Source organism: Pseudoalteromonas sp. CH_XMU1449-3, from assembly GCF_037027245.1.
GTDB lineage: Bacteria > Pseudomonadota > Gammaproteobacteria > Enterobacterales > Alteromonadaceae > Pseudoalteromonas > Pseudoalteromonas shioyasakiensis.
The window spans coordinates 49,043-67,526 of the sequence record NZ_JAYMDY010000005.1 but is presented as its reverse complement, the minus strand read 5'-3'; the positions used below and the strand labels follow the sequence as shown (position 1 = coordinate 67,526).

General features: G+C 42.3%; 16 protein-coding genes. 10 read left to right on the top strand and 6 right to left on the bottom strand.

Features of this window, described 5'->3' with window-relative positions; all coding sequences use genetic code 11:
* Window positions 1–2: 2 nt before the first annotated feature.
* Window positions 3–1,055, bottom strand: a complete 1,053-nt coding sequence (locus tag WA256_RS08015) for an efflux RND transporter periplasmic adaptor subunit (RefSeq protein WP_130166251.1) — start codon at window positions 1,053–1,055, stop codon at window positions 3–5.
* Window positions 1,056–1,296: 241 nt separating this feature from the next.
* Here WA256_RS08015 and WA256_RS08010 point away from each other — a divergent pair, with 241 nt between their 5' ends.
* The 4 genes from WA256_RS08010 (at window position 1,297) to WA256_RS07995 (ending at window position 4,653) form a co-directional block, all read left to right on the top strand.
* Window positions 1,297–2,004: a DUF2982 domain-containing protein gene (locus tag WA256_RS08010; RefSeq protein ID WP_335990371.1), complete on the top strand. Its 708-nt coding sequence runs from the start codon at window positions 1,297–1,299 to the stop codon at window positions 2,002–2,004.
* Window positions 2,005–2,037: 33 nt separating this feature from the next.
* On the top strand, window positions 2,038–2,370 hold the full coding sequence (locus WA256_RS08005) for a hypothetical protein (RefSeq protein WP_062566407.1): 333 nt from the start codon (window positions 2,038–2,040) through the stop codon (window positions 2,368–2,370).
* 83 nt (window positions 2,371–2,453) lie between these two features.
* Window positions 2,454–4,130: an Lcl C-terminal domain-containing protein gene (locus WA256_RS08000; RefSeq protein WP_335990368.1), complete on the top strand. Its 1,677-nt coding sequence runs from the start codon at window positions 2,454–2,456 to the stop codon at window positions 4,128–4,130.
* Between the two features lies 1 nt (window position 4,131).
* Window positions 4,132–4,653 (top strand): Lcl C-terminal domain-containing protein, encoded by a 522-nt coding sequence (locus WA256_RS07995; RefSeq protein WP_304637865.1) that lies wholly within the window; start codon window positions 4,132–4,134, stop codon window positions 4,651–4,653.
* On the opposite strand, the gene WA256_RS07990 is transcribed toward WA256_RS07995, so the two are convergent.
* Window positions 4,641–5,750 carry a tRNA nucleotidyltransferase gene (locus WA256_RS07990; protein WP_335990365.1) on the bottom strand — a complete coding sequence of 370 codons (1,110 nt, stop codon included), beginning with the start codon at window positions 5,748–5,750 and terminating at the stop codon, window positions 4,641–4,643. The two genes, WA256_RS07995 and WA256_RS07990, sit on opposite strands and share 13 nt — an antisense overlap.
* A gap of 125 nt (window positions 5,751–5,875) precedes the next feature.
* Here WA256_RS07990 and WA256_RS07985 point away from each other — a divergent pair, with 125 nt between their 5' ends.
* Window positions 5,876–6,793 carry an ExeA family protein gene (locus WA256_RS07985; protein ID WP_054560922.1) on the top strand — a complete coding sequence of 306 codons (918 nt, stop codon included), beginning with the start codon at window positions 5,876–5,878 and terminating at the stop codon, window positions 6,791–6,793.
* A 13-nt stretch (window positions 6,794–6,806) separates the two neighbouring features.
* A complete protein-coding gene (locus WA256_RS07980; protein WP_130166245.1) occupies window positions 6,807–7,859 on the top strand; it encodes a general secretion pathway protein GspB in 1,053 nt (350 codons plus the stop codon).
* 18 nt (window positions 7,860–7,877) lie between these two features.
* On the opposite strand, the gene WA256_RS07975 is transcribed toward WA256_RS07980, so the two are convergent.
* A complete protein-coding gene (locus WA256_RS07975) occupies window positions 7,878–9,086 on the bottom strand; it encodes an HD-GYP domain-containing protein (protein ID WP_062566401.1) in 1,209 nt (402 codons plus the stop codon).
* 160 nt (window positions 9,087–9,246) lie between these two features.
* Window positions 9,247–13,050, bottom strand: coding sequence for a bifunctional proline dehydrogenase/L-glutamate gamma-semialdehyde dehydrogenase PutA (gene putA / locus WA256_RS07970; RefSeq protein WP_062566400.1), 3,804 nt, complete (start codon window positions 13,048–13,050; stop codon window positions 9,247–9,249).
* A gap of 166 nt (window positions 13,051–13,216) precedes the next feature.
* Between putA and WA256_RS07965 the strand changes: the two genes are divergently transcribed.
* On the top strand, window positions 13,217–13,699 hold the full coding sequence (locus WA256_RS07965) for a winged helix-turn-helix transcriptional regulator (protein WP_054551119.1): 483 nt from the start codon (window positions 13,217–13,219) through the stop codon (window positions 13,697–13,699).
* A 48-nt stretch (window positions 13,700–13,747) separates the two neighbouring features.
* On the opposite strand, the gene WA256_RS07960 is transcribed toward WA256_RS07965, so the two are convergent.
* Window positions 13,748–14,347 carry a TIGR04211 family SH3 domain-containing protein gene (locus tag WA256_RS07960; RefSeq protein WP_335990358.1) on the bottom strand — a complete coding sequence of 200 codons (600 nt, stop codon included), beginning with the start codon at window positions 14,345–14,347 and terminating at the stop codon, window positions 13,748–13,750.
* A 213-nt stretch (window positions 14,348–14,560) separates the two neighbouring features.
* Between WA256_RS07960 and WA256_RS07955 the strand changes: the two genes are divergently transcribed.
* The 3 genes from WA256_RS07955 to WA256_RS07945 all read left to right on the top strand — a co-directional run bounded on the left by WA256_RS07955 (window position 14,561) and on the right by WA256_RS07945 (window position 17,211).
* A complete protein-coding gene (locus WA256_RS07955; RefSeq protein WP_054560917.1) occupies window positions 14,561–16,081 on the top strand; it encodes a CYTH and CHAD domain-containing protein in 1,521 nt (506 codons plus the stop codon).
* Window positions 16,082–16,118: 37 nt separating this feature from the next.
* Window positions 16,119–16,727, top strand: coding sequence for an START domain-containing protein (locus tag WA256_RS07950; RefSeq protein WP_335990356.1), 609 nt, complete (start codon window positions 16,119–16,121; stop codon window positions 16,725–16,727).
* 79 nt (window positions 16,728–16,806) lie between these two features.
* Window positions 16,807–17,211 carry a diacylglycerol kinase gene (locus WA256_RS07945; protein ID WP_063529953.1) on the top strand — a complete coding sequence of 135 codons (405 nt, stop codon included), beginning with the start codon at window positions 16,807–16,809 and terminating at the stop codon, window positions 17,209–17,211.
* A 52-nt stretch (window positions 17,212–17,263) separates the two neighbouring features.
* Here WA256_RS07945 and metK read toward each other — a convergent pair whose 3' ends face one another.
* Entirely contained in the window at window positions 17,264–18,415 is a 1,152-nt protein-coding gene (gene metK, locus WA256_RS07940) for a methionine adenosyltransferase (protein WP_054551125.1), read from the bottom strand.
* Window positions 18,416–18,484 lie beyond the last annotated feature (69 nt).

Sequence of the window (18,484 nt, the reverse complement as noted above, 5' to 3'; positions counted from 1 at the left end):
GTTTAGCCCTTGATACTTACTTTGCTGCCAGTACGGATTTTAATGATGCCTTCAGTCACGACTTGCTGACCATTTTCAAGGCCTTTATCAATAGCTACCCAGCCATTGTGACGACCCGCCACATGTACTTCGACTTTGTTAGCAACGCCATCTTCAATTTGGAACACGTAGTGTTTGTCTTGCTGAGGAATGACGGCTTTCTCTGGTACCATAAGCGCTTGGTTTGAGCTTAACTCTAATGCGGTATTTAACAGCATACCTGGGCGTAATAGGCCTTTTTCATTGATAAAGCTTGCAGTCACTTCAACGCTACGAGTGACTGAATCGATACGCGAGCTAATATGCGTCACTTTACCGTTAAAGGTTTTATCTGGGTAAGCATCGTTTTGTGTCATCACTTTCATTCCTAGCTGTAACTGCGCTAGGTATTTTTCTGGTACTTTAAAGTCGACTTTAATGATGCTGATATCATCGAGTGTGGTGATGTTTGTAGTATTGCTAACATAAGTACCAATTGAAATTTCGCGCTTGCCAAGTAAGCCAGAAAACGGTGCTTTAATTGTCATTTCGGCAAGTTTTGTTTTAGCGCTTTCAAGTTGTGCTTCGGTTGCGTCTACGCGAGATAGCTGCTCTTCTAGTAACGATTTAGCCGTAGCCTGTGAGCGAGATAGCTCAGTAAGGCGTTCAAGTTGACGGCGTTCTTCACGTAAATTAATGCTTAACTCTTTCACTGCTAACTCTTCTTCTTGAGCTTGCAATTGAACCAGCTTTTGACCTTTACTAACTAAGTCGCCATCATTGAAAAAGATATCGGTAACATAATCGTTTTGTGCACTGCGAATATAAATAGCTTGGTTAGCACGAGCACTACCAATTGCTTCTATTAGCACAGCATTTTCTTCGGCTGTAACAGTGTGCGCTGTCACCTGCGTTGCTCTGTCGCCAAAGTTGCTTTGCTCACCTTGGCTTGAAGGTAAATACAAATAAATACATAACCCTAGTAAAAGGGTAATAATAAAAGGAAAAAGTGCTTTACCAGATTGTGTAGAATACATCATCGTGTTACCAGAAAATTAGTTGAGTGTAGTGTACAAAATTAGTACGTGCCCCGTATGTCAGGTATCTCATAAATTTGTGCATTTGGCGTAAAAGTTAAAAGTTCGGCTAATTTGTTCCTTTATTGTGACTAAAAGAGAGGTTTTAGTATGGGTAAAGAGCCAAAATGTAATTATTGTTTAACGCTTAGAAAGATAGTTTTGGTCACAATTGTGATGTTTATTTTTTACTTTTCTATTTATGGATAAGAAACCTCCTGCACTTAGAGTGCGCGCACAAGCATCCCGCCATGGCAGTGAGTTTTTAATTGTGGGCGGTATTGGGTTAATCATTATTATGCTAGCTAACCTATTGAGGCCCGGTGAAATTAGCATTGTTGAGATTTTTTTAGCCACAACCTGCATAGCGGCAATTTTTATTGGCTTTTTAAAAACTCAAGAACCATACTTTAGCCTAACATTTACTCAGAATTTACTTATTTATCATCACAAAGTTGGGAATTGGCAGCTAAATCATGCTAATTTTCATCATAGTGGTATACCAAAAGTGGAACAGGGCTTAGAATACCTTGAGTTAAATGCAGTTGGTATTAAACTCAATAACATAGATGAATTTTTAACACAGATTCACCCAAGAATTGCCGGACGATTACTAATAGAGCAGCGTCATCTATTTATGCAAGTTATTCAAAAACATTGCAAAAATGGTGATTGCCCATCAAAATGGTTAATAGAAGAGACGGACTACACTGCCCCAAGTGGTCAGCTTTACAAAGGATTGATTGCCATGTTTGCCAATCGTACGCAGCATTTAAGGCAGTTGACAGGATACGATTTATTATTGCCTGCCAATGTACTTGATGTTGATATTTGGCAATTTAGTGCTGATTTGAATCGTTGGAAACTGAATCCTAGTGAGTTTATAGAGACTCGCTTACAGAAAAAGTAAGCTATAGGTGGCAGTAAGTAGTAGGAAAAGACTATGAGTCAAGAACGTTCTTTTATTAAAAGCGGTCGAAACACAATTATACATAAAGATAAAAAACTCGACTTAGTGATTGTGAATGGTGAGAACCACCCACGCATTAAAGTTACTCAAAATGGTTTAGAGCCGTTTAAAGAAGACCTGCCAAAAAACCGTCGTGAAGCCAAAGAGCGCTACTTAGAGATGGTGTATGTATCAAGCCCAGATGTATTTGCAGAAGAAAAGCGTTTGTTGTTTATCCAAGCCTTAGATGGCAGAGAGTACAAAGTTGATTACAGTAAAATAGGCACTAAGCTCTTCGTACGTATCCACCAAGAAAGTTATTTATAACCCCGACTCTGGCACTTTAATTGCTTGTTATTAGCTTATTTGGCAGTCGGCCATGACCGACTTTGCATTTTAAGGTGGTAAACATGAGATTAGTGCCTCTTACCCTAGTTGCATTAACGACATTAACAGCCTGTGGCGGCGGTGGCGGTTCGAGTGATTCGAATCCAGTGGCAGCAACAGTTAATGCAGGCTCAGATCAGCAAATTATTGAAAAAAGTGAATTTACTGTCTCTGCCCAAGGCTCACCAGCTGATGGCACCTTTACTTGGGAGCGAGTCAGTGGCCCCGCACTAGAAGGGTTCCCTGCAGAGGGCGCTGAACAAACCATTACCGCGCCTGATATTAAACTCGACTCTGAACTTGTTTTAAAAGTGAATTATCAAACCGATGGGCAACTTGTTTCCGATCAGGTCAGTATTTTTATTACATCAAATAACCAACTGCCTGTTGCAGTGATCACGCAAACAGCTCCTGAAGAGTTACCATCACAATATAATGATGTGATCACATTAAGTGGCGAAGAGTCTGTTGATATTGATGAAAATGGCTCAGTTGACAGTTACTTGTGGACGCAACTTGATGGCCCTGATTTAACGGCTGACAGCTACAACAATCAAACTATTAGCTTTACTCACCCACTACTTGAATCAAATACCGCGATGACATGGCGTTTAACTGTAACGGATGATGAAGGTGGCTCAGCAAGCACTGAGGCGTCGTTTACCTTAAACAAAACCGTTGAAGTTATTATTGCGGATGCAGGTGAAGATCAACAGGTTATTGAATTTGATACTGTAACCCTTGATGCCAGCAATAGTGAAATTGTGACGGCAACAAAGTCATGTTTTTGGGAGCAATTAACAGGCGAAACTGTGACCTTGGCAAACCAGAACCAGTGTATCACGACATTTGTAGCCCCTGATGTTGATACCGATTCAGAGCTTAGTTTTGAAGTTACCGTGACCGACAGTAAATCGCGAAGCGACACTGATACTGTGATTATCGATATTAGCCCAAAACCACTTGGTTTAATTAACGATACAGGCATGAGTGATTGCTATAACAACTCACAAAAAATTAATTGTGAGAGCGAAGACTTCCCAAGCCAAGACGCCGATGTAGGTCGTGATAGTGTCGCAAACCAACTAGATAAAGTAGGTCAGGGCGACTTAGCATTTGATTTTACTAAAATGAACGAATATGCCGACGAACTCCCTGATGATGCGACCAGCTTTAGTTGTGTACGCGATAACGTCACGGGGCTTATTTGGGAAGTAAAAGAAGCCAGTTCAACATTACCGCCGTCGACAACTGATCGTGCAGCAACAAACCATTATACCTGGTATTTAAATGGTTCAAGTGGTGTGCAAACGGGTAGTGTGCAAGGGGCTGCGAGCTCTACTTGCCCAAGCACCAGTGACTGTGGCCTGCAAACTTACATTAATGATGTGAACAGCAACGATTTTTGCGGTGGTACAAATTGGCGTGTGCCAACTTACACCGAGTTATTAGGGTTATTAGATTATGCCAAGCAAGGTGAGTCTACGTTACTTAATAGTGATTTCTTCCCAAATCAACCAAGTGATATTCAGCTAAGCAGTGATAGCAGCTCATTTATGCCTTATTGGACTTCGCAAACAGCGGCAGATGGTACGAGTTTATCGCAAGCTTATATTATCGATATGAGTAGTGCTAATGACTTAGCATATCCAAAAAGTAATACCGCCTTTGTGCGCTTAGTTAGAACGCCGGGAGAGTAATATGCGAAAGTTACCTTTAATTACAGTGCTTACCGTTATTGCTCTGCAATCGGGCTATGCTGCTGCGCAAGTATGTTATAGCGCAGTCAATGAGACGACCCCTGATAGCCGTTTTGTAATTAACGAAGATGGCACTGTAAGTGACAGTGAAACGGGTCTTATGTGGCAACGTTGTACCTTTGGTCAAAGCTATGATAGTGACACAGATACTTGCGAGGGCACGAGCCAGCAGCTTACGTGGGGCGAAGCTTTACGCGGGGCTGAAAATGCAACCTTTGCTGATTACAGCGATTGGCATGTGCCAAATGTTAAAGAGTTAGCAAGTATTTTAGAGCATAGTTGCGTGCAGCCTAGTATCAATGAAAACGCATTTTTATCGACTAAGCTGCAAAACTATTGGAGTAGCACTTCAGGGATCAGTCGCACTGATCTAGCTTGGGTGTATCAATTTGATAAAGGCATCAACAGCCTTCACGCAAAAACGTCCGATGTTTATTTGCGTTTAGTGCGCTACGAAAAGTAGCCTTTAATAATCTCTAACCGCGCTTGCTCAAGCGCGGTTTTTATTTCTGCGCCTTTAATACCTTGTGCAATAAACTGTTGCGGGTTGACTGCTCGTGCTTGCGTGGCTGCATTTACTAAAGAGTCATAGCTGGCTACTGGCTGTTGCTGACTTATCTCTAACACCTTTAATACTTGCTCAAAACGCTCAGGGCGACGCCATAAATCAAGTTGATTAAAGCAGGCAAAAACAGCCTCGCTAGATGGTTTTTCTGCACTTAACGTTGTTTGATGTGTTTGGCTAAACAGCGCTAAGTCGCGCACTTCATTAGGTAAGCGTATCTTACTAGCTATCGCTTTTATCTCGTCGCTTGAAAGCGCTAAGGTAACTTGGCTAAATAACAACGCAGTGTCACTAACTTGCAGTTTATTCGCATAGGCAAAGCGAGCTTGTAAGGTACGGTAAAGCTCATCACACCATTTACTTTCAAGCTCAGGGCTAATTGCATGCAGGCCGCCAATGCTGGCAAGCACATTTAAAAACTCGCTAAATGCGCCATCAATGAGGGATTTTTCGCATTCTAACCAAACGCGCTCAGCAGTGAGGGTACTCAGTTCACCGGCTTTAACCATCTCGGTTAATAGTGATTTGGTTTCTGGGGCGATAGTAAAGCTGAGGTAATGATAACGAGCAGCAAAACGGGCTACTCGCAATATGCGCAAAGGGTCTTCACTAAAGGCATCGGAGACATGACGTAATACACGATTTTCAAGGTCTTGTTGGCCAGAAAAAGGGTCAACTAAGCTGCCATCTTGAGCTTGAGCAATGGCATTTACGGTGAGATCTCGACGAATTAAGTCTTGCTCTAATGTGACATCAGGCGCGAAATCACAAATGAAGCCGGTATAACCTTGGCCTTGTTTTCGCTCGGTGCGCGCTAGCGCATACTCTTCTTTACTTTGTGGGTGTAAAAATACCGGAAAATCTTTACCAACTTGTTGATAGCCTTGGTTGATAAGTTGTTCAGGCGTTGCACCAACCACCACATAATCGCGCTCTTTAACGTCACGACCAAGTAGGGCGTCTCTGACTGCACCACCAACTAAATAAACCTGCATAAAACACCTATAATTTTGCCTTTTCGCTATTTTACGTTATTTAGCCAATAAAATGTAAACAAGGTTTTAAGTAGCGATGTTTTTTGCCATTATAGACCGTGATTTTAAACGCAAGGAATAACACGGTGTATTTAAGCTATTTTGGCTTGTCAGAAAAACCCTTTTCGATTGCCCCAAATCCTGAGTATTTATTTCTTAGTGAGCGCCATAAAGAGGCGTTAGCGCACCTTACCTATGGATTAGGTGAAGCGGGTGGCTTCGTTTTGTTAACAGGCGAAGTGGGTACAGGTAAAACAACACTAACAAGAAGTCTGCAAGAGCAGTTACCTGAAAACACCCAAGTGGCACAAATTCATAATCCGGCTTTGTCACAGCTTGAACTGCTTGCCAGTATTTGTGATGAATTAAAGATTGAGTACGACGGTACTAATGCGACTCTGAAGACCCTAACTGATGTGATTAAAAAGCACCTTGAGGCAAACAATCAAGCGGGCGGTCACACCATCTTAATTATTGATGAAGCACAATTACTCGCACCTGATGTGCTAGAGCAGCTGCGCTTGTTAACCAATATCGAAACAGATCATAAAAAGCTGCTGCAAATTGTATTAGTAGGACAACCTGAACTGCAAGAGTTACTAAAACGCACTGAATTAAGACAACTTGCTCAGCGTATTACTGCGCGCTATCACTTATTGCCACTGACAGAAGGGCAAGTATTTGCCTATGTTAAGCACCGTTTATTTAAAGCGGGCACAGAGCAAGCCTTGTTCTCAGGTGATGCGTTAAAAGCAATTTATCAAGTCACTCAAGGTGTACCAAGATTAATCAATTTATTGTGTGAGCGTTGTTTAGTAGGGGCTTTTTCGCAGCAAAAATTGAGTATTGATAGTGAGCTTGTGATGCGCTCAGCTGCTGAAGCATTGCCGCCAACCAGCACTCCTGTTGCTGTAGCAAATAAAGAGCCGAGTTATGTTTGGCTTTACCCAGTTTCATTTTTAGCCGTATTAGGAATGGGTATTGGTTTATCCTACCTAATATAACGAGTGTTCATTTATGTCATTATTACTAGATGCAATTAAACAATCAGATCAGCACGCACAAACTGCCGTTGATCATGACCAAGCCGCACTTGCGCTCAAACAACAGCAAGAATTAACACGGTATCGACGCTTAGCTTTTTCATTTGGGCTATTACTGGCGGCAATATTGACGCTTATGGCAGGATTTTCGATTGGTAAATGGTTACAGCAAACTAAACCTGCTGCTGAGCAGCCAAAGCTTGTTAATAACAGCAATGAAACCACAGAAAGCGTTGCCACTGAGGCTCAGGCAAGTCCTGAAACACAGCAACCCGCTAAGCAACAGCAAGTAGCGCAAAGCCAAACCCCGCAAGCGACCAATAACCCAGCCCAAGTAACAACGATGCAACAAGGGCAAGTGCAACAATCTGTACCGCAACAAATGATGCAGCAGGTTCCGGTGCAAGGTCAGCAATATCAGTGGGTACAAGTTCCGGTAAATTCAGCCCCTGTGTATGCAAATCAAGGTTATCAAGTACAACCTCAGTACCAGCAACAAGCTGTGTATCAAAATCAGCCAGTGTATCAATCACAGCCACAGTTTTCGCAGCCAATGCAACAAATCAACCCGCAGCAAATGAGCAGTAATGGCATTGATTTAAGTAAATACAAGGTGCTCGGCAAGCCACTTAATGGTCAGCCAACTCAACCAGCTTCTCAACCATCAACAAATGATGAGCTCAAAGATGTACCAGATACATTGAAAGATGCTTTTGCTAAAGCGGTTGAAGATGTTGATAACAAACATAGTGTTGATATTACCCGTAGCACTAAAAATACGTCTTATGCAGAGCCAATTGAGCTCTTGCCTGATGCATTACAAAACCTAATTCCTACCATTAAATACCAAGCGCATATTTATGCTTCAGAAACATCAAAGCGCTGGATTAAGTTAAATGGTCGTGAGTTATACGAAGGCGATAACATCGGCGTGTTATCAGTCATTGAAATCACTCCAGAGCAGAGCTTATTAAGCTACGATGGCTATGAGTTTACTTTAAAAGCATTACAAGACTGGCCTGAGTAGCCAGTCTTTATTTTAGGACTAAGGTAAAATAGCACTCTTAAAAAAGCGGATCAGGTCGATGTTAAAGTCTCTCGGCCTGACTGCTGATTCTAAGCTATCGTGGCAACGGCTGTTAGCCAAATCAATATCTTGCACTTCGGTATAGCGTGCATGTTTAGCGTTATAAAACACTTTAACTTGAGGTTTTAAAGGACTAGTAGGGTTACTGTGAGTGACCACACCTAATTTTTGGCTCTCAAGTTTCACTAAGGTGCCGACTGGGTGAACACCGATGCACTGAATAAACTTAGTGACTAGGTCTCCGTCAAAGCTATCTGGGCAGCCATCTTTAAGTATCTTAAACGCCTTAATTGGCTCCATGCCTGCTTTGTAAACCCGCTCAGCGGTTAATGCATCATACACATCAACAATCGAAGCCATGCGTACGTACAAGCTTATCTCGTCACCACTTTTACCAAATGGGTAGCCACTGCCATCTAAACGTTCGTGATGGAAGCCAGCTATATCTACAGCAATCCCGCTCAAGCCTGCTTGCTCTAAAATTTCTTTACTGAAACGAGCATGGTCTTGAATTACTTGGTACTCTTCGTCGGTTAATTTGCCAGGCTTATTGAGTATCTCATCGGGAATATTGATCTTGCCAATATCGTGAAGTAAAGCACCGGTCGCAAGCTCTTCAATAATGGCTTTTTCAATACCTAAGTGCTTAGCAAAAATACTCATCAAAATTGATACATTGATAGAATGCTCAAGTAGGTAAGCATCCTTTTCACGCATACGAGTGATACAGGCAAGCGCATCTTGGTTACGAAAAACCGAATCAATAAAGCCACTTGCGAGTTCTTTAAAAGGGGCTATATCAATTTTGTTGCCATCGCGGATATCGTCAAAGGCTTTGCTTTGTAATGACCTTGCTTCGTTATATAAGCTGTTTGCTTTGCCCATTTCTGCCGACACACTGTGAGTGGTGTGCCAAGGATCGAATGCGGTCGTCTCGCCAACAGGTTGCGGATTATGTTGCTGCTCAACCACTTTATTCTCACTGTCTAAGGTCAGTGTTTTGTCTGGGTCGATAGCTATTTCTAATATGCCAGCCTTGATCAGCTTATCTATACTTCCCTGTGTTTTTACCCAACCTTGGTTTTTTATACGGATCTTGCCTGTTTGTTTTGTCACACTTTGGACAAACATGCCGGGCTTTAGTTGATTGATAGGGAGTGTTTTCAAAGCCTTTACTTCTAGTCGAATACATTACTATAAAACTAGCAGAAAATTTGTAGCTCGGTAAACAAGAATAGTAAAAAGGTATCTGTAAAATCAAAAGCCCCCGCAAATGCGAGGGCTTTTAATTAGCTCAGGAAAGTTTAATTTCCTTTAACTTATACGATTACTCGTCGTCTTCAACTAAGGTCATTAGTGATGTGTTACCACCTGATGCGGTTGTATCAACACTGATGGTTTTCTCAGTGAGTAAGCGCTTGATTAGCGTGTCGTAGTACTCAGAGCTGATCACAGGCAGAATCGCACCTTTACGTTGTGCTAGCTGCTGGCTAAAGTAGCCTAAGCGTGATGAACGAGCAGCAACAACCGCACCTGCAAGGTGAGGGTGCGCCAAGATAGCTTGTAACTGATTAGGTTTAGCTACTTGGAATACACCTTCAGCGATACCTGTTGAGATAAACTTGTCTCTGAATGCAACTGCTTCGTCAAAGAATAACTCAGAAGCAACCGTGATTACTGTGTTACCAGCAGCAAGTGCTGTGATAATCGAAATTGCCCAGAAGTTAAATGACGTACTCTTATCAGCATAACAAACCACACAGCCACGAGGCTCTAAGTGAAGTGTGTTTGACTCACCCGTTGGTCCAGGTAACACAGTGTGCTTACGCATGTGTTTTTCAAGACGGTTAAGTTGCGCACGAGCATCAGCTAGCGTTAATGCCAAATCATCGGCAAGCTCGTCGATAATTTCTACAGTCGCTACTTTTGCAAGTAATTGACGTACAGCAGAAACTCGGTCGTTCAGTGGTGTCGCACGCCAGATTTTCTCGTCGCGTAATGAGTTATCCATTAGCGTAGCAACTTGCTCAGCTGCACCTGAATAGTGGTGAGTATCTAACTCATCAGGTGTTAGGTTAGTCATTTGTACGTTATCTGGTGATGCTTTTTCTTTCACTAGGCGTTGTAGGTAATTAGGACCACCCGCTTTAGGGCCTGTACCAGATAAACCACGTCCACCGAAAGGTTGTACGCCAACAATCGCGCCGATCATATTACGGTTGATGTAAACGTTACCTGCACGTGACATTTTCGCTAGGTATTCACAGCGCTCTTCGATACGCGAATGCACACCCATAGTTAAGCCAAAGCCCGTGCCATTGATTTGGTCAATCACGTTATCAAGCTCTGTGCCTTTAAAGCGGATGATATGTACACATGGGCCAAATACTTCGCGCTTAAGTACAGATAAATCTTTGATTTCGTATAAACGAGGCGCGAAGAAGTAAGCACCATTTTCATTGTTATCAGGAATAGCACACTCATAGTGAAGTGTTGCATTACCTTTTAAGTATTCAACATGGTCATTTAAATTTTTCAGTGCTTTTTCGTCGATAACAGGACCGATATCAGTTGAAAGCAATGACGGGTCGCCAACGTGAAGCTCTTTTAAAGCACCTTTGATCATCTCAATGATGCCATCAGCAACGTCTTCTTGTAAGAATAATACACGCAGTGCAGAACAGCGTTGACCAGCACTTTGGAAACCTGAACTGATCACATCGTCAACAACTTGCTCTGGTAGAGCGGTTGAGTCAACGATCATACAGTTTTGACCACCAGTTTCAGCAATAAGCGGTACTTGAATATCATTACGCGCAGCAAGTGTTTGCGAAATAACAGTACCTGTTTCTGTAGAACCTGTGAACATAACAGCTTGAATACGCTCATCAGGAACGATGGTTTTACCTACTTCGCTACCACGAGCAATAACAGGTTGTACAACGTGCTCTGGTAAACCTACAGATAGCATAAGTTCAATGGTACGAAGTGCGATTAAGCTTGTTTGCTCAGCTGGTTTCGCAATAACTGTGTTACCTGTCACGATTGCTGCAGCTACTTGACCTAAGAAGATTGCAAGTGGGAAGTTCCATGGGCTGATACATAAGATCACACCACGTGCTTCAAAGCGCTCATCTTCAGAAAGTTCTTCAGCGCGTGCTGCGTAGTAGCGGCAGAAATCCACTGCTTCACGAACTTCATCGATACCATCTTGCGTTACTTTACCTGCTTCTTTGATACATAGTGCCACTAACTCATCGTGGTGACGCTCTAAGATGTCAGCAACACGACGTAATAAGTTTGCGCGCTCTTTTACTGGCGTTTGTGACCATGACTCAAATGCTTTTTCTGCATTTTCTAAAAGAGCAGTCATTTCGTCAGAAGATTGTAGTTTCACATGACCAATGATTTCTTTGTGATTTGCAGGGTTCTTCACAGGAAGAGAGCCTTCTGGCACATCGCTTAATTCAATGCGGTGCTCAGCAAACCAGGTATCAAGGTTTTCTTTAAATGGTGTGATTACATTGATATCAGTTAAGTCCATGCCTTTTGAGTTAGCACGTTCTTCACCGTATAAATCAATAGGCATCTTAATTTGCGTGTTGTACTTGTTACGTAAACCTTGCAGTGTTTCTACAGGGTCAGGTAATAGTGATTCAACAGGCTTAGTCGTATCAACAATCGCATTAACGAATGACGAGTTAGCACCGTTTTCTAATAAACGACGTACTAAGTAGGCAAGTAAGTCTTCGTGTTGACCCACTGGTGCGTAAACACGACATTGAATTTTCTCTTGGGTTACGATTTGGTCGAATAACGACTCACCCATACCGTGTAGGCGTTGGAATTCAAAACCTTCGTTGTCGCCTTTTGCAACTTCTAAGATTGTTGCTGCAGTGTAGGCGTTGTGTGTAGCAAATTGCGGGTACAGTACATCACGTGCTTCTAGAAGCTTAATTGCACAAGCTTTGTAAGAAACGTCAGTGGTCGCTTTACGTGTAAATACCGGGTAATGATCTAAACCATCTTGTTGAGTGGTTTTGATTTCTGTATCCCAGTATGCACCTTTTACAAGGCGAACCATTAGTTTACGACCAACGCGACGAGCTAGCTCTGCAACCCACTCAACGACAAAAATAGCGCGCTTTTGGTATGCTTGAACTGCTAAACCAAAGCCGTTCCAGTTACCTAAATCGTCATCACTGAATACCGCTTCAATAACATCTAAAGAGATATCTAAACGGTCAGCTTCTTCAGCATCAACAGTAAAGCCGATATCGTAGCTTTTCGCTGCAAGCGCAAGTTCTTTTAACTTAGGTACGATTTCAGCAATAACACGTTCACGATGTGTGAATTCATAACGTGGGTGAATCGCAGAAATTTTAACTGAGATACCAGGGCTCTTGATTGGACCACGGCCATTTGCTGCTTTACCAATCGCGTGGATAGCTGTCATGTAGCTGTTGAAGTAACGCTCTGCATCTTTCATTGTGCGTGCGCCTTCACCTAGCATATCGTATGAGTATACGTAGCCTTTTTGCTCTTTATCGGCTGCACGTTCAATTGCTTCGTCGATAGTACGACCCATAACGAATTGCTTACCCATGATCTTCATCGCGAAGTTCACAGATTTACGAATAACAGGCTCACCTAAACGACCAATTGTTTTTTTAAGAACACCGAATTGCTGCTCTTTTGATTTGTCGCTGTAGTTAACCATTTTACCGGTTACTAACAGACCCCAAGAAGAGGCGTTTACAAATAAAGAATCGCTGCTACCTAAATGCGAGCTCCAGTCGCCTTTAGCAAGTTTGTCACGAATTAGTGACTCTTGCGTTGCTTTATCTGGAACACGTAATAGTGCTTCTGCAAGACACATTAATACAACGCCTTCCTCACTTGAAAGTGAGAATTCATTTAATAGTGCATCTACACCGCTTTGACCATCCTGATCGCGACGGATATTTAAAACCATTTGACGAGCACGTTCCCACGCTCGGCTACGCGCTTTCACGCCTACTTCAGCCAAAGGCAAAATATGATCAATAACCGCATTTTCGTCAATACGGTAGAAATCACGGATCTTTTGTCTAATTGGACATTCAGTTGTCAAATCGCCATTAAATAGCATATGTAACCCTCTGGTATGTGGAGTCTAGAAATGAACTTATTGCATTTCTTACCATTGATATAATTCGTGCATTCTAATTAAAATCCAGCAGAATATGCTGGTTAAATTTTTCGATTTACGATAATTTACAGGGCATACCGTTAACTTAGCCGCATAAAATTCTGTTATGACCAGTCCGAATAGATTACGCATGTTAGATCGCATCGATTTAGCAATTTTAGACGCTCTGCAAAAAAATGGCAGAATATCGAACGTAAACCTCGCAAAACAGGTAAATCTGAGCCCAAGCCCGTGTCTAGATCGTGTAAAACGTTTAGAGCAAGAAGGCTACATCGAAGGCTATTACGCAAAGCTTAGCGAAGCAAAGCTTAACCAGAGCTTGTTAGCACATGTGCAGGTATCGTTAGTGACCTCGAATACATCGGTATTTAAAGTGTTTCGTGAATATATTTTAAATATTCCACAAGTGGTTGAATGCGACATGGTTGCTGGTGGCTATGACTACTTATTAAAAGTACGAGTCTCAGATATGGATGAATACCGCCAAGTGCTGGGGGATTTAGTTGATATCCCAGGGGTAGGTACGCATCACACCTATATGGTGATCGAAAAAATTAAACAAGATACCGGACTAAGGTTCGATATATAGATACAAAAAAAGCACCATCAGGTGCTTTTTTATTGACTATTTAGTGGCTTATGCCCAGCCGTCGTAACGTTTACGGCGAGATAACACCACGGTTAAGATAATACCTAACAGTAAGCCGATAAATGCAATTGCGCCGCCATATGTAAGTAGCTTACGCTTCTCTTTAGCACTGGCTGTTTGCTTTGCATTGCGCTCAGACTCAATGGTGTTCTTAAGTGTTTCGATTTGCTTGCTAAGAGCTAGGTTTTGCTCTGTAAGTGATTTGTTCTGCTCTTGAAGTTGTGGCAGTTCAATTTCAGCTTGGCGAAGCTGCTCTTGCATGACCGTCATGTCGTTATTCAGCGCTTGAAACTGTTGTTGAATACCCGCGTTTTCAGTAACAAATTTTGACTCTACCCAACCTTCACGATCTTTATCATCACGAATTTTAAAGTAGCCATTATCTTCACCTGACAACAACACAACTTGCGTACCAGCATCAACTGAACCCAAAATGCGGTAGTTTTTGCTTGGGCCTGAGTGCATAAAGGTATACAGGTTATCGACTATGTATGCGGTGTTTTGGCTGTCGCTGCTTGGTGCTTCTTCTGCGTAGCTAATAAAAGAGGTGGCCGCAAGGAGCAACCCAAAAATACACTGTTTTAACATCAATCTACCTTGTTAATGTGATCTTGCCTAGAAGTGGCTAAATTTATAATTTCTTTATGTATAGAGATAGTAGGGATTTCAACTATTAATAGCAAGGCTGATATTGTAATCCGTGCGTGAGCTTAACCGTAAAAAACAGGAAAAAATTTGCATTAACAGTCTGCTTTGTTTATTTTGATCACTTATTTATTTTAAATGTACTCCGCAAAGCGAATGGATACTGAGATAGAACTGAAGTTTTTGGTGTCAGATGCCGTTGTTCCACTGATCCCCGCATTAATTACCCAATTTGCAAAAACCGTTACTAACAAACCGTCACGCAATTTACAAAATGCTTATTACGATACGCCAAGCCGAGAATTACGCGCTTTAGATATTGGCCTTCGTACTCGCTGTTGCGATGGTGAGTGTGAACAAACTATCAAGCTTGCTGGCGAAGTGGTTGGCGGCTTACATCAGCGCCCAGAATACAACTTACCACTGTCAGGTAACCGCCCTGATTTACTCGCATTTGATGCTGCTATTTGGCCGCATGGCATGCAAGTGTCTGGTATTGCTGAAAACCTATACCCAATTTTTAGCACTAACTTTATACGCCGTACTTGGTTACTCGAAACCGAAAATGGCGCAAAAATTGAAGTGGTATTAGATAAAGGTGAAGTTGCTGCCTCGGGTCAGGTTGAGCCAATCTCTGAACTTGAAATCGAACTGATTGAAGGTAGTCGTAATGAGTTGTTTGCTTTGGCAGATAAACTGGTTAGTGAAAGCCATGTTCGCTTAGGGCTTTATTCTAAAGCTGCTCGAGGTTATCGTCTTGCAGATGACAAACCATTAAAAGCAAGCAAATCAATTGGCTTTGTGCCACTAAAACGTGGTGCAACCCAAGAACAAGCTTTAGTAGAAAGCATTAACTACGCGATTCGCTTTGTACAAAAACATGAAGCCTGCTACTTCATAAAACCAAGCTTAAAAACCCTAAAGCGTGTCACCGACGGTATTCGTTTAATTCGCCATACATTTTGGCTGTTTGACGATATTGTTAGTAAAGACGATACCGACTCATTGCGTACAGAGTTAAAGTGGTTATTGAGCGAATTAGCGTGGGTTGAAAATGCTATTCAGCTAAAAACCTACACATCTAAGCGCCACGCATACTACAAAAAAATCAACAGTGCGCCTGAGCTCACACAAGTTATTAATGACTTAAAAGAGTTACAGCCAAGCATTGATGATATTGAAACTCTTTTTCACAGCACCCGATACAACCGCTTATTATTACAATTAACAACCTGGTTAATTGAAAAACAATGGCGCAAATCATGGGGGCAGGCTGAGTTTCAGGCAGCAGAAAAACCAGTTGCCGATATTGCTAAGCGTTTATTTGCTAAAGATTGGCACGACATGCACGAGCTTATTCCTGAGCAGCAAGTGTTTACAGATAAAGACTATTTGGCACTACGCACCCGCCTTGAAAACTCATTGCTCAGCGGCAACTGCTTAGGTGCCTTGTTCGATAAAGAAGATCGAAATGAGTTCCGTATGCCGTGGGTTGATATCTCTCATGGTATTTATGAATTAAGCACCCTTGAGTACTTAAAGCAGTTATGCGCAGGGCAAGACGACTTAGAGCTGACCAAAATTCAATCATGGCTTGATCAAAAGTCTGAGTTTTTGGTCAGTGCGATGGAGCAAAGTCGCCACGCGTCATTTAATACAGACCCTTATTGGTTTTAAATAAATGCGCTTGTGCCTATGGGTAGGGTTAGCATGTTTGAGTCTCTCGGCAGTAGCTAACCCTATTGAATGGCAAACCTATAAACAGCAAGACGACATAAAGGTTAGTTATAAAAAGCACGAAACTGGTATTATAGAAATTAATGCTTCTGTGCTGGTAAAAAATGCCAAGGCCAGTGATTTTATGGCATTGCTCAGTGATACCGACAACGCCGCAAACTGGCTCGAAAATGTCAAAAGCGTGACCTTAATGGAGCGCTTAAGCCCTTCAGAAACCCTTGTTTATACCCACTTTAACTCGCCTTGGCCGGTGTCAGACCGAGATTTAGTAAGTTACTCTTGTTATCGCGCTTTAGATGAGCACAAAACCGAGTTACAAATCAAAAGCCAACCTTATGCAAAAGCCGAAGTCTCTGGCGTTGTGCGTATTAAAGACCTCACCGCTTATTGGCGTTTAGAACAGCAACAAAGTAATTTGTTGGTCAGCCATCAAGCCTACGCAGATCCTGGAGGTTCCATTCCGCATTGGTTAAGTAACAAGGTTTCGCTAAAAAGTGTTTATAAAACGCTACAAGCACTGAGAGAACAATTAACTAATGATCAGTTTTCCCGCGCAAACACCAGCAGTATTCCAGGTGATTGCTAGCGTTTAATCAAGCGTATTTGGGTGACAGAGTAAGAATTTATCATTATGATCGGGCTAATTCTGAGCGGGTAGGTAAAAAATGAAAGAACCAAAAATTCCCCTAGTTAATAAGCCAAATGGTATTGGCTTTGGGCGTATTTTAAAAGCAACCAAGTGTTCTATTAAAGGCTTTAAAGCGGCATTTAAAGAAGAGTCGGCATTTCGCTCTGAAATCTATCTAGGGGTGTGTTTATTACCCTTGTCAGTGGTTCTTGCGCAGTCATTAAATCATTGGTTAGTGTTGTTTATTCCTTACTTATTATTGTTAATTGTTGAGTTACTGAACTCGTCGATAGAAGCGCTCACTGACCGAGTAGGGATTGAGTATCATGTATTATCGGGACGAGCTAAAGATATGGCTTCTGCGGCAGTGACATTGAGTTTGCTAATTCTAGCTTTAGTTTGGGGTGTCGCAGTTTACGAAAAGATAGTGAGTTACTTATAAATCAGACACAAAAAAAGCGCCAAACGGCGCTTTCTTCATTTTATCAAACCTATTACAGGCCAGCAGCTGCGCGAAGTGCGTCTGCTTTGTCTGTACGCTCCCAAGGGAACTCATCACGACCGAAGTGACCGTATGCCGCAGTCGGTTGATAGATAGGACGCTCAAGATCAAGCATTTGGATTAAGCCGTAAGGGCGTAGGTCGAAGTGCTCACGTACTAATTCAATTAGACGCGCTTCTTCTAATTTACCTGTACCAAATGTCTCGATGCTGATAGATGTTGGCTCTGCAACACCGATAGCGTAAGAAACTTGTAGCTCACATTTGTCAGCAAGGCCAGCAGCAACCACGTTTTTAGCAACGTAACGAGCAGCATATGCAGCTGAACGGTCAACTTTTGATGGATCTTTACCAGAGAAAGCACCACCACCGTGACGAGCCATACCACCGTATGTATCAACGATGATTTTACGACCTGTAAGACCACAGTCACCCATTGGGCCACCGATTACGAAACGGCCAGTTGGGTTGATGAAGAACTTAGTTGCGCTTGAGATTAGCTCAGCAGGAAGAACCGGCTTAATGATAGTTTCCATTACCGCTTCAACTAAGTCGTTTTGTGAGATTGAATCACAGTGTTGAGTTGAAAGAACAACTGCATCAATACCAACAGGCTTGCCATTTTCGTATGCAAACGTTACTTGAGATTTTGCATCTGGGCGTAACCAGTTAAGCTCACCGCTTTTACGAACTTCAGCTTGGCGCTGAACTAGACGGTGCGAATAAGTGATTGGTGCAGGCATTAAAACGTCAGTTTCATTACATGCGTAACCGAACATTAGACCTTGGTCACCAGCGCCTTGCTCTTCAGGGCGAGCACGGTCAACACCTTGGTTGATGTCTGGAGATTGTTTACCGATAGTGTTTAGGATTGCACAAGAGTCAGCATCGAAACCCATGTCTGAGTGCGTGTAACCGATTTCACGTACTGTTTTACGTGTGATTTCTTCGATATCAACCCAAGCGCTAGTTGTGATTTCACCACCAACCATCACCATACCGGTCTTAACGTAAGTCTCACATGCAACACGGGCATGAGAATCTTGCTCAAGGATAGCATCTAGAACCGCGTCAGAGATTTGGTCCGCGATTTTATCCGGATGACCTTCAGAAACAGATTCAGAAGTAAATAAATGTTTTGCCATTGTATTTCTGCTCACAAATATTGCGCTTCACAAACGTCGGTAATAGCGCTAAAAAATTAAGGGGCGTAT